Source organism: Chryseobacterium sp. UNC8MFCol, assembly GCF_000482305.1.
GTDB classification, from domain to species: domain Bacteria; phylum Bacteroidota; class Bacteroidia; order Flavobacteriales; family Weeksellaceae; genus Chryseobacterium; species Chryseobacterium indologenes.
In genome coordinates this window covers 153,093-167,317 of record NZ_KI535293.1, presented here as the reverse complement: position 1 = coordinate 167,317, position 14,225 = coordinate 153,093, and the positions used below count along the sequence as shown (strand labels likewise).

The 14,225-nt window shown below is 40.0% G+C and carries 4 protein-coding genes; 1 reads left to right on the top strand and 3 read right to left on the bottom strand.

From position 1 onward, the window contains the following. The first annotated feature begins 1 nt into the window (after window position 1). On the top strand, window positions 2-631 hold the full coding sequence (gene coaE / locus M030_RS0122660; RefSeq protein ID WP_051585220.1) for a dephospho-CoA kinase: 630 nt from the start codon (window positions 2-4) through the stop codon (window positions 629-631). Between the two features lie 131 nt (window positions 632-762). Here the strand turns inward: coaE and M030_RS25135 are convergent, their stop codons facing one another. From M030_RS25135 to M030_RS0122645, 3 genes are all read right to left on the bottom strand, one after another. After that, window positions 763-5,763 (bottom strand): GEVED domain-containing protein, encoded by a 5,001-nt coding sequence (locus M030_RS25135; protein ID WP_081806370.1) that lies wholly within the window; start codon window positions 5,761-5,763, stop codon window positions 763-765. A gap of 253 nt (window positions 5,764-6,016) precedes the next feature. Further along, a complete protein-coding gene (locus tag M030_RS0122650) occupies window positions 6,017-10,879 on the bottom strand; it encodes a fibronectin type III domain-containing protein (RefSeq protein ID WP_081806369.1) in 4,863 nt (1,620 codons plus the stop codon). A 285-nt stretch (window positions 10,880-11,164) separates the two neighbouring features. Further along, window positions 11,165-14,203 carry a reprolysin-like metallopeptidase gene (locus tag M030_RS0122645; protein WP_027375499.1) on the bottom strand — a complete coding sequence of 1,013 codons (3,039 nt, stop codon included), beginning with the start codon at window positions 14,201-14,203 and terminating at the stop codon, window positions 11,165-11,167. Window positions 14,204-14,225 lie beyond the last annotated feature (22 nt).

Sequence of the window (14,225 nt, the reverse complement as noted above, 5' to 3'; positions counted from 1 at the left end):
TATGGAAGAATTACGTTCAGAAACACAACAACCGGAACCGGAACCAGCGCCCAAGATCATCGGATTAACAGGAGGAATCGGGTCCGGAAAAACTACCGTAGCCCGTTTTATTGAAGAATTTGGATTTCCTGTTTATTATTCTGATGACAGAGCAAAAACCATTGTCAATGACGATGAAGAGTTGAAAGTAAAAATTAAAGAATTACTAGGCAATCAATCTTATGACGAAAACGGATTTTATGACAGAAAATTTGTTGCCGATAAAGTTTTCAACAACAGAGATCTTCTCCAGCAATTAAATGAAATTATTCATCCTGCTGTACGTATTGATTTTGAAAACTGGGTGAAAAAACAAAGTAAATATCTTGTTTTTAAGGAGACCGCATTACTTTTTGAGCTTAGACTCAACAGACAATGTTATAAGTCTCTTTTGGTGACTGCAGAAGATAACATCAGGATCAAAAGGGTAATGGACAGAGACGGTAAAACATATCGTGAGGTAGAGGCTGTTATGGAAAAACAAATGCCCGAAAGAGATAAAATAAAAATGGCAGATTGTATTATCTATAACAATACCAATTTGGAAGAATTAAAAGAACAGACTGAAAAGGTAGTTTTTACTATTGAATAAACCTGTTACTGCATAAAAAATAAGCCCTCATATCAGAGGGCTTATTTTTTATGATTAAGTGTATTGTTGTGCTGTCTATTTTGAGAATACAGTCTTCTCTTATATCATTTTTTCAGCGTTCAGAAATTGTTTCATTCCTTGATAAATTTCTTTTGTGCAGTTTTACCGTTATCATCAATATCAAGCACATAAACTCCGCTAACCAGTTTACTCACATTGATCTGATTATTTAAGAGAATACCATCAGCTATTATCTGTCCGGCTGCATTATAAATTTTATACTTCGCTTTCTTACTGATGTTCTTCACATACAGTACTGAGCTTACCGGATTAGGATAAATCAATATATCAGTCTGATTAATTGGGTTAGGCCCCAGATTCCTGGATATTCTTACCGCGTAATCTTCCACTTCTCCGTCAGCGAAATTAAGGCAATTCACAGGAATATCTCCTCTTTGCATTGCTACTCTCATCGTGACATATTTATAGTCTGTCATACTTACAAAAGCATCAGTCGGCACACTGAATTTCCCGGAAACAGGGGTTGTTGTATTCGGTGGGGAAGCAAGGACCCTTTCATTGATATCAAATGCACCATCTCTGTTAAAATCAATCCATACTGCAATCCCTTCGTTGTAGGTAGCTCCTGTCCATCTTTTCTCAATGATAATTTCATTATCCGTAGATCCTTGTATAAGTTCTATTATTTTTTTAGAGTCTCCTGAATAATTTGTGTACGTAGAAGCACCTGAAGCATTTTCCATAAGAGGTTTACCATTCGGCTTAACCGTTACCTTTGATATATGTTCAACTGTAGCACTTCCCGAAGACATGGTACAATATGTTACCGTAGGCGTTGTGAAATAATAAGGAGGAGTGAAAGCACCCGGTGTTCCGTTACAAACATTAGCGACCTGCATTTCATATTTTGTCAACTCCATTAAGCCGGTTAATATATAGTGATTTGTATTCACCGGAACATGAGTCCAGCTCGGAATCCCCACTTTTCTATATTTTAAAATATAAGTGGCCCCAGGGAAAGGATCCCATTTTATTTCTGCCGATGTAGGCAGCAACTGAGTAATGGTTAATCCCGGAGGAGGAAGTTCACATGTTCTCTCAGTCGTGAAGACCATCGGATTTGAATAAGGATTCCATGAATTTTCATTAGCACACTTATTGGCAATCTGTACTTCATATGTGGTATATGGATCTAAACCGCCAAGCGTATAAATATTGGCTGGTGCAGCTGGTAAAGGAATATCAGGATTCGGCCATCCCGCAGTCCCTACTTTTCTCCATCGCATTTTATATGATACACCGGCTATAGTCGGATTCCATGTAATCAAGGCAGAATTGGTTGTAATAGTACTTACTGTAATGCCCGGAGGAGTAGGATCACATCTTGTTGTGAATGTTTCCACAGGAGTAAATGTTCCTGTTGTAGCCCCACAGTTGGCTGCGACCTGAACTTCATATGCAGTGGACGGAATCAGATTATTTAGCGTATACGGAATACTTGACACATATACATTTGTCCATGCCGTTGTTCCTGCTACTCTGTACTGTAAAAGGTAAGTCAGGTTATCTGTCGCACCTGTCCAGTTGATAATGGCAGAGGTATGGGTTATGGTATTAAATGATAATCCGGTAGGCGTAGCAGTACTACACGGTTTTAATTTTACAACATAATCTTCCACTTCACCATTGACTGCGTTTTGACACATTGTCGGAGAACTTGAACGTTGTAATACCACTCTCATGGTTGTCGTTAACGGTCCCGAATAGGCTCCAGCCGGAACTGAGAATAAACTGGTAACCGGAGTGGTGGTACTTGCTGCAGAATTAATAATCCTCTCCGAATTACTAAATTGCCCATCTCTGTTAAAATCGATCCATGCTGCAACAGCTACGTTACCTGTCGCACCTGTCCAGCCTTTTCCTACCGAAATTTTGTTATCTGCCGAACCAATCTCCAATGTGATCAGTGTTGCAGGTGTAGTATAGCTGATGTAATTCGTTTGTACAGAATTATTACTCATTACCGGCAATGCAGGATTCACAGAAGTAACCGTCACATTTGTAATATGATCATTGGTTCCTGTTCCCGTCATCGGGCAGTATGATAATGCAGGTGTTGTAAACTGCTGCATTGTTGAATATGTTCCGGGTGCACCTCCGTTACATCTGGTTGCGATCTGAAATTGGTACTGAGTCTGTTCTACCAAACCTGAGATGGTGTAATTATTCCCGACAGGCGGCACAGGATCAATTATTGTCCATGCTGCAGCACCTACACTTCTCCATCTCAAAACATATACTGCTCCGGCAGTTGCCGACCATGATATATTCGCCGAGTTCGGTGTAATATTGGTAACTGTAATATTAGATGGTGCAGCATTGGTACATTGTGGCATATCAATAAGTTTTACCGCATAATCTTCTACTTCACCGTTCGTAAATGTACCACATTGATTAGGATTATTGGTATCTCTTAAAACTACCCGCATACGGGTGGTAAGAGGCCCGCTATAAGCTGTTGCCGGAACCTGGAATGTACCCGTTACCGGAGTAGTCGTATTATTTGAGTTGTTTAAAATCCTTTCTGAGGTATCAAAAGTACCGTTTTTGTCAAAATCAATCCAGACGCTTACTGCCTTACTACTGGTGGAAGCGGGCCACGATTTGGAAACAGATATACTGTTATTAGATGTTCCCCTGACCAGAGTGATGAGTTTTGCAGCATCTGCCGAATAATCAGTATAATTATTCGCTGCTGAAGTATTGCTCATCGTATATGAATTGGTAGCAACGACCGTTACATTGGAAATATATCCGTTGTTGGTATTGGTAGATGTGGCTGTACAATAAGGCGTCATGAAAACTGTAATTGCCGAAAAACTACCTTGCACTCCCGAGCATATATTTGCGATCTGAACCTCATAATAGGTACCTGCCGTAAGACCTGTAAGTGTTACAGTGTTTGTAGTAGGTGCAGGAGTCACTGTTGTCCATGCTGTAGTTCCTGCGACACGATATTGTACGACATAGGTTGCATTGAATGAAGCATTCCAGGTGATGGTGGCATTATTCTGGGTAGTTGCTGTAACCTGAACACCACCCGGCGGATTTGAAGTACATATGGGTAAGGTCTCTATCGGCGCATTTCCAATAGCATAAAAGACGTTATTGATAGCACTTACCCTTATTTTTGCCGTTCCTCCTACCGTAAGTGGAAAACCGCTGAAATCCAGAACCTCAGTTCCATCGTTTGGTGTGGAAGCAGATACTACATTCCAGGTGGCACCGTTATTGGTTGTAAAATCTATTTTAACATTCGCGGCATTATACGGCGCGGCATTGGTATTTACCACATTCCAGGTCACTGTTGTCGGGCCGTTATTATAAATAGTTGCCGGATTGACTATAAAAGGGCCGTTATTACCTACTATTATGGTTTGAACTGCGGTTTGTGTTTGCTGTTGGCTCGGGTTCGGATTATTGTCCCGTACAGTAATCCCAAATCTTGATGTTCTGGCAACCGTAGATACCGCTTCCCACAGATTGTTTGAATTATTTAAAACTCCCGCCAGTACAGAAGACAGCCTTGGAAAATAGCGGCTGGGACTTGTGGTTGGCATCAAAGATCTAAAGGAGGGACCTTCTACGGTTGTCCCCAGATTAACTGCATTAATCTGCCCTGTCATCAGATCTGCTTCTTCCCAGGCATATGTCATAGGATCATTTTCTGCATCTGTAGCTGAAGCAGTCAGGACGAAAGCAGTTCCCTTCGGAATAGTATACGTAGGAAGAGGCCCAATTACCGGCGGATTATTGGTTACATTGGTTTCTATATCACACGTTCTTTGTGCCAGTATAGCCTGAATATCATCAATGCTTTTCTTAAAAAAGTAAGCATCACTGTTTAGCTGTACATTGAAAGTCGTTCCTGCCGGAGGGGTGACACCCTGGCTATCCGCAACACCGGCGTACGCCATAATTGTAGATCCGGAACCGGGCTCCATTTGTGCAGAATTTCCTTGATTTTGATAGGTAAATGTATGATATCCTCCTAATTGATGCCCCATTTCATGGGCTACAAAATCAATATCAAAAGTATCTCCCTGCGGACTTCCGTTGGATGGTGAGGTATATGCCGATCCTTTACCCTGGCCGGTAGAAGGATTAGAACTGCCCGGGTCCAGACAGATACACCCTATGCATCCTGCATTTCCGCCACCCCCTGAAGCTCCGAATAAATGCCCTATGTCGTAATTGGCATTTCCTACATTCGCTGTCAATGTATTTTGTAATTCCAAATTCCAATTATTCATTTGGCTTGATGGAGAATATGGATCTGTAGTAGGATTGGTGTAAATTACATTAGGATAATTTTGTACAATCAAGTGAAGAGCCAAATCTTTTTCAAAAACTCCATTTACTCTCGTAAGGGTCGCATTAATTGCTGTCAGAGCACCAGCCACAGTACCACCATGAAATTGGGTATATTCTCCTGTCACAGACATTGCCAATCGTAAAGTCCTGTATTTTCGGTCAGAGGACCTGGCAAAATTTGTAGGCTGATTCTGAAATGCTTGTCCCTGCTGAAAGAGTTCCTCTATTTCCTTTTTTTCGCTGTCTCTCTCTTCGGTAGAACAGACAAATCCATTTTTACTACCCTGAGTTTTGGGATGAACTTCATAAATTGTTTTATCAGAATTGGCGGGCTCAATAAATTCATACCCTTCGTTGGTAAAAATCATCGACTGGAAATCGTTGGGAGCCAAACTGAACCTTACATATTTGGAAGGATCATCCAACCCCACCCCTACATAAGATCCCAGCTGATACTGATCTGCCAGTTCCTTTACTACAACCGGCAGGCTATAGACTGCAAACCTTTCAATTTTACCCCCTAAAGTTGGTAAAGAGATGGTAACTGGTTTTGCATTTTTTCCTGCTTCCTGTGCTTTTTCAAGCTGAGATTTTAGCGATGAAATATTTAAAGAATAATAACTCTTAGCCTTTGAGTCATTGTTAGTTTCTTTTCCACTGAATGTTGTGGGCATCCATTGTGCGTGCACTACTACAAACAAACATAGGAAAAAAAGAGAAGTAAAGATTTTCTTCATAATTTTCTCTTAATTTTATATTAATCTCACAAATCTAATTATTTATTTGACATAAAACAAAGATAAATAACCAATCAATGAAATATCATTAATAAAAAGGCAGTGATATTAAAAATTTAAATATTTAATTGCATTTAAATGAAAAAAATTCAACAAATAATGAATTATTGATTAAAAACAATAAAAAATTCTTATAATACCAAAAAAATAGGCCTCCATTTCTGGAGGCCTATTCTATGTGAAGGTTACTTTATTATTCTTTAATAAATTTCTTCTGAGCTGTATTTCCGTTATCATCAATATCCAAAACATACACTCCATTAATCAATCTACTCACATTGATCTGATTGTTTAACAGAATACCGTCTGCTATTACCTGTCCTGCAGCATTGTAAATTTTATACTTCGCTTTTTTGCTGATATTTTTCACAAACAATACTGAGCTCACAGGATTAGGATAAATCATGATTTCGGTCTGATCTAACGGGTTTGGAACTCCTTTTTTAGAGATTCTCACCGTGTAATCCTCTACTTCACCATTGTTAAAGTTGGTACAGCTTACAGGAATACCATCTCTTGACATTGCCACTCTCATTACCACATATTTATAGTCTGTCATGCTTACAAAAGCATCAACAGGTACATCAAACTTCCCTGAAACAGGAGATGTAGTATTTGGAGATGAGGTAAATACTCTTTCATTGATATCAAATTCTCCATTTCTGTTGAAATCGATCCAGACTGCAATTCCTTCATTATAGGTATTACCTGTCCATTTTTTCTCAATGATAATTTCGTTATCGGTAGATCCCTGAATAAGTTCAATAAACGTTTTAGGAACTCCTGTGTAATCCGTGTACGTAGATGCTCCGGAAGCGTTAGCCATTGATGGTTTACCATTAGGATTAACCGTTACCTTAGAAATATGCTCACCTGTAGCACTGCCTGATCCCATTTTACAATAAATTACCGTTGGCGTTGTAAAATAGTAAGGAGGTGTATAATTTCCAGGTGTACCATTACAGATATTTACTACCTGCATTTCATATTTTGTAAGTTCTACAAGACCATTTAGTACGATATTATTAACCGCTGTAGGTACTTCTGTCCAGCTTGGAATACCTACTTTTCTATATCTCAGAACATATGTGGCTCCAGGGAAAGGATCCCATTTAACCTCTGCAGATGTTGGTAATAACTGTGTAATTGTTAATCCCGGCGGAGGAATTTCACATATTCTTTCGGTTGTAAATACTTTTGGATTTGAATATGGATTTAAAGTAGTTTCTCCGTTACACATATTAGCAATCTGAACCTCATAAGTCGTAAACGGCTCCAAAGGAATAACACTACCTAATACATAAGTATTTGCAGGAGCAGCAGGCAGAGAAATATCGGCATTTGGCCATCCTGTAGTTCCTACTTTTCTCCATCTCATTGTATAGCTGGAACTCGCAGCAAGAGGAGCCCAGGTTACAAGAGCAGTGGTTGGAGTAATATTACCAATAGTAACAGTTGGAGGCGTAGGATCACATCTCGTCGTGAATGTCTTAATAGCCGTAGCTGTTCCAATAGTAGTTCCGCAGATTGCTGCAATCTCAACCTCATATGTTGTCGCCGGTGTAAGTCCGGTAACGGTTAGAGGCATATTTCCTAATAATGTAGAGGCAAATACTTCCGTCCAGGTTGTAGTTCCCTGCACTCTGTATCTTACTACGTAACTTACATTACTTGCTGCTCCCGTCCATGTAATAACCGCAGAGTTATGAGTAGGTGCAGGCGTAGTAAATGTAGGTGCATTTGGAGTAGTTGTACTACATGGTCTGATCATAACTTTATAATCTTCCACTTCCCCGTTCACAGCATTCTGGCACATTGTAGGAGAACTGGTACGTTTCAGCACGACTCTCATCGTAGTACCCAATGCTCCTGTATAAGCAGTAGCAGGAACATTAAACAAAGCAGTAACAGGTGTAGTAGTACTTGCTGCTGAATTCATAATTCGTTCAGTAGTTTCAAACTGACCATTTCTGTTGAAATCAATCCAAACTGAAACGGCATCATTACCTGTAGAACCCGTCCATCCTTTTCCTACCGAAATTTTATTATTCACAGAATTTACATCCAGAGTAATTAAAGTTGCCGGTGTTGTATAGCTGATATAGTTAGTCTGAACAGAGTTATTACTCATAGGAAGTACTCCCAGGTTAGCAGATGAAACAGTTACATTAGCAATGTGGTCGTTGTCTCCGCTACCTATCATCTGACAGTACTGTATTGGCAACGTTGTAAATTGTGTAGATGCAGAGAATGCTCCGAAAGCACCGGTTCCGCATTTTGTAGCCACCTGCACTTCATATAAAGTCTCTTCCGTCAAAGGAGTTGTAGGGTCTACAGTGTACACGTTACCAGGAGCCGGCACCGGATTAACTGTCGTCCATGCTGTCGTTCCCACTTTTCTATATCTCAATTGATATGTGGCATTTGCTGCAGCTATCCATGAGAAGGTAGCACTGATATCAGTAAGATTGGAAACAGTAATATTGGTAATAGGAGTTGAAGAACATACCGGCTGATCAATAAGTTTCACTGCATAATCTTCCACCTCACCTGTATCAAATGTTCCAAATGTTCCACAGGCACCAGGCACTGAATATGATTTCATAGCCACACGCATACGGGTAACAAGCGGACCTGAATAAATCGCAGGGTTTGGAGGAAGTGCAATTGTGAAGTTATTATTTGAAACAGGAGTCGTTGTACTGCTTGAAGAATTAAGTACCTGTTCACTTGCTTCAAAAACACCATTCCTGTTAAAGTCTATCCATACAGAAATACCATAGCTGGAGGTCGCACCCGGCCAAAATTTACTAATGCTTATTTTGTTATTCGTTGTGCCACGTACCAAGGTAACCAATCTTGTTGGATCTGCTGAATAATCTTTATATCCGTCATATCCGGAATTACTTACCATCAATGGTCCATTCGTTGGGGTAACAGTCACTTTGTTGATGTAACCATCTGAAGTAGTAGCAGTAGGAACATTCGGGCAGTACGTAAGAGCAGGCGTTGTAAAGGTTCCGATAGGAGAATAAGTTCCCTGAGTTCCGTTACACTTAGTTGCTATTTGATATTCATACTGAGTTCCGTCTACTAAATTATAAAGAGTCACACTTCCTGTCAGTGCTGTATTAATATTTATTGTCTGCCAACCTGTAGCTCCTGATCCGAATACCCTGTACTGTACAACATATGTTGCTCCTACTGCGGGCATCCAGCTAAGGTTTGCGGAACTTGGGGTAATATTACTCACCGCAATATTGGTAGGAGGTGCTGTTGAACATGGTTGTAAATCAACTCCTGTAAGCATCAGTCTCGGGATATCAGAATATCTGCTTGATGCAGTTGGAGGAGAAGCCGGATCCGGATTTGTAGAATCATTGTAATATAATATTCCTTTGTTTGATCCTGCATTATATGATCCCCATGAAGCAGCACTTGTGCTGTATCCTGGTGAATTTTCATCTACTGCAACAACAAGATTACTGACACCATCCCATACAAACGGTGTTGATAAAGGAATTGTAACCCACGTACCTGCTGTCATCGTAGGAAGTGTTCCTGCATAAACCTGAGTCATGGCAGCTGATGGCACCCAGTCTGTAGTATTTGCAAAGTTCGTTTTGGTGGTATTTCCTAAATAAACTACCCAGTCATTATATGAAGTCTGAGGAGTTTGAGGAGTTGCCACATAAAACTTTACAGCGGTAATCAAAAGAGAAGTTCCTAATACAGCCCCTACTTCTGCAGCTGTATAAAGCTGTTGAGAATAGTTATATCCATAATAAGAATATACCGGCAGATTACTGGTTGTTCCTGTTCCGTTACCGATTTGTCCCGGAGTGAATGAAGCCCCGGCAACCCATGGCGTTTTATCAGTAGCTGAACATACTGCTCTTACCCACCAGTAATACGTAGTTCCTGAAGTTAAAGGAGATAAAGTAGTGGAAGTTCCTGAAGTAACAGGTGTTCCCACTGTAGCTGCTGTCGGAGCAGTATTGGTAGTACTGTAATATACTTCATATCCTCCGGCGGGTGCAGGAGAAGGTGCAGTCCAATTAACCACAGCACTTGTTAAAGTTACGGTACCTACTGATAATGCAGAGCCACCAGCCATTGGTATACAAGTAGGCGGTGTTGTAAATGAGATAGGTCCACTCCATGGACTTTGATCTGCTGCACTACATCTTGCTCTTACCCATACATAATAAGTAGAGTTGGGAGTCAGCGGAGATAAATTAGCTGTAAGACCTGCCACACCTGATTGAGAAGGCACTGTAGCAGCTGTAGGTGCTGTATTGGTAGTACTATAATATATATCATAGCCTCCTGCCGGCACAGGGCTATAAGCAGTCCAGTTGAGTACTGCGCTTGTTGCCGTTATCGTACCTGTAGATATCGATCCTCCTGGAGGCATTGGCAGACATGTCGGGGCTGTACCGAATGTTAACTGAACATTGGGTCTGTTAGCATTTACAGTACCATTTCCTGTAGGAGCAGTGGTATCAGTCTCAAAATACATGTGGCTTGCAGTAGCCGTAGAGTATTTAAAACCGGCACCATTCGTTCCGGAACCTCCTCCGGAGCCTCCGTAATTGGTTTCAACCAAAACCATAAGGTTATCCGTTCCATTATAATTATAAGGAAGCTGGAGTTGGAAAGTATTCCATCCCACAGCTAAACTGCTTATGCTTCCACTGTACACCAGAGTAGCTCCGGTGGTGGTTGCATTCCAGTTTTGTTGTGTAATAGCTGTGGTAGAAGCCGGTACGGATTTCAAATAAATTTTAACCGGAAAGGTAATGCTCATGGTTGATGTAGCTTCCCATCCGACAGATAAGATAGTACCCCCGGCGGGAGTATTTACTTCTGCTGCAGTATACAATGATGCAGACCTTTGAAATCCATAATATGGCGTCAAAGGGTATCTTTGAGTACTTGTCCCGTTACCGATAGTAACAATTTGTGCCTGCATGAGCAGTCCGAAGACCATACAGAACAATGTTATGAGCCCCCGTATAGGTCGGCCCATTTTACAGAGTAAAAGTCCACTCATATTTTAAAAAATTTAATAATGATAACAATAAGTAATTCTAAGTGTTCAAATTTTGTTGTCACGGCGATTCTTGAAATACCGCCTTTTACAGATAAACTGTAATAAAAAGAATAATTCTATACCATACGCAAATATTTTTACATTTACACAAATCTAATGATTTTTTCATTGTGAACTATTTACTTAACGTAATTTTTTTGAAAAAATTTCACGATAATCACATAAATGATCAAAAATAAAAAATCCCCGAACAACTCCGGGGATTTAACATTATTTACGATTATGTTATTTTTTGATAAATTTAGATTTGAACAGCTCCTGTCCTTTTTCATCAATGGTAATAATATATCCGCCTTTAATTAAAGATGAAATATTGATCTTTCCATTGTTAACATTTCCGCTGTTGATCAACTGACCTGTAGCTCCGAAAATCTTATAGGTAGCTTTATCTGAAACCTTAGTTATATTAAGAACATCAGTAGCCGGGTTTGGATATAACTGAATTCCTCCATTTTTAAGATTCGTTTCAGAAGTAGCCAGGTTACTTGTAATATATACGTTATAATCTTCAACCTCTCCATAACCAATATTAACTCCACATAAGAAGTCTGGAGGTAATGATAATCCTACATAAGTGTTATTAGGACCAGCTCCCATCCAGCCACCTAGAACTCTCATTCTTAAAGCCTCTCCTTCTACTGCATTAGCCGGGATATTAAATGTTCCGCTAACGACAGTTCCGGGTTGGGTTAATGCAATAGGATAATCCAACACTCTTTCCGTCTCAGAGAAAACTCCGTCTTTGTTAAAGTCAATAAATGCCACTACAGTATCATAATCAGCAACTCCAGCATTACCTAATGTAACAGAAATAGGCTGAGGTGTTCCTTTTGTTAAGTTAATATGAAGTGCCGTATTTGTAGTATAGTTTGTATATGTGCTGTTTGCAGAAGTATTGTTTATATTTCCAATGGTCACATTTTGAATATACTCATAATCCTGATCATCTGTAGCAGTAGTGCAATAACGTAATGCCGGTGTTGTAAAGTTTACAGATGCGGAGTAAGTACCTACTGTTCCTCCACATACTAAAGCCACCTGAACTTCATATGTTGTATCATCTATCAAACCAGCTATATTAATAGAAGGAATAGTACTATCTACATCTATCCAGTTTGATGCACCTACTTTTCTATAGCGTGCTTTGTACGTTGCTCCTGTATAAGACATCCATGATGCACTTGCTGTAGTCATAGTAATATTGCTTATCACTACATTTGTTGGTGCAGCAGAACTACATGCAGCCAAAGGTGCTATGGTAACAGATCCTAACGCATAGAAAACATTTCCGATTGCAGAAATTCTCACCTTAATAGTCTGTCCGTTCAGTGTAGAAGGGAAAGTAAAGTTCTCAGATCCGTCATTAGGAGTTGACGCTGACAATACTGTCCAGTTAGTTCCATTATCAGTAGTATAGTCAATCTTTACATTGGCAACATTATAAGGAGCAGTATTCGTATTGGCCACCACCCATTGAACCGGAGTCGGGGTATTGACATCAGCATATTGATTAGCTACTCTGAAAGGTCCGCTTTCACCTACAATAATCGTCTGAGTTTTAACAGAAGACTGTTGTTGCTGTACATTGCTATTATTATCTCTTACCGTTACGGCAAATTTACTTGTTCTCCCTACCGTTGATACAGATTCCCAGGTATTATTTGAGTTAGTTAATGCTCCAGTCAATACACTTTGCCATTTCGGAAAGTATCTTGTTGGGCTAGCCGATGGAGAAACGGATCTGAACGAAGCTCCGGTAGTGGTAAGTCCTAAATTAAATCGATCAATAGGTAATTCAGCATCGTCAAGTTCCTCCCAAGAATACGTCATTGGATCATTTTCAGGATCAGTTGCGGTAGCTGTTAGTACGAAAGCAGTTCCTTTAGGAATACTAAATGTTGGTAAATCGGCAATTACCGGCGGATTATTATTGATTGTTGTCTCTACATCACACGTTTTGTCAACTAAGTTAGCCTGAATCTGCCCAATACTTGCCGCATGGAAGTAAGGATTGGAGTTCGCCTGAACGTCTGTATCAGGACCTGTAATTCCGGCATATCCCATGATGGTAGACCCAGATCCTGGTTCCACATTCACACCGCTTCCTTCAAGATTATGAGAGAAAGTATGATTACCTCCTAACTGATGTCCCATTTCATGAGCAACATAATCTATATCGAAAGCATCTCCTTGCGGCACGCCATTAGCCGGAGAAGTAAATCCTGAACCTTTTCCTTTAGCAACAGCCGGCGTAGGATCCACACATACACACCCGATACATCCTGCATTACCTCCACCTCCGGATCTACCGAATAAATGGCCGATATCATAGTTGGCATCTCCTACATTATTTATATTAGACAATGTATTCTGCAATTCAGTATTCCAAGCTCCCTTAACTCCTACTGAAGCAGCTGAATATGGGTCTGTGGCAGAATTTATATAAATTACGTTTGGATAATTCTGCAAATTCAAATGCAATGCAAAATCTTTTTCAAAAACTCCGTTTACACGACTTAAAGTAGCATTAATTGCAGCTAGTGCAGGCGCTCTTTTTTCATCATCAGTGGCAGTGGCAGGTACTCCTGCCTGGGTCATAAAATACTGAGTATATTCTCCTGTAACAGAAACTACCAATCTCATGGTTCTGAATTTTTTATCAGAACTTTTCGCAAAAGTTGTCGTCTGATTAGAGAAAGACTGACCTTTCTTCAACAGATCATTTATCTGCTTTTTAGCAGCAGGAGATTCTTCTGTAGAACATAAGAAGGAGTCACGATTCTTTCTTGTCTTTGGATGAATCGCATAGACTGTTTTATCAGCTGAAGCAGGTTCGATAAATTCATAATTATCTCCATCAATCACCATAGACTGGAAATCATTTGGAGCTAAACTAAATCTCAAGTACTTTGTAGGATCATCAACACTTGCTCCCACATAAGATCCTAAATTATACTTATCTGCCAGTTCTTTTACAACAACCGGAAAACTGTACACATTAAATCTTTCAATCTTCCCATTCATTGTAGGAAGAGAGATCACAACAGGAACGGAATTAGCTCCCATTTCCTGAGCATTCTTCAGCTGCGATCTTAGCAAGTCCAGGTCTAATTTATAGTACCCGTTACTTCTTACACTAGATCCATCTACTTTAAATCCTGTACTTCTTTTATTACTGTCACCTCTAAAGGTAGTTGGCGTCCATTGACCGAACGCTGCCCCTCCCACAAAAGTAAACAATAAGGCAGTAAATAGTCTTTTCATAAATTAAAACATAATTATAATT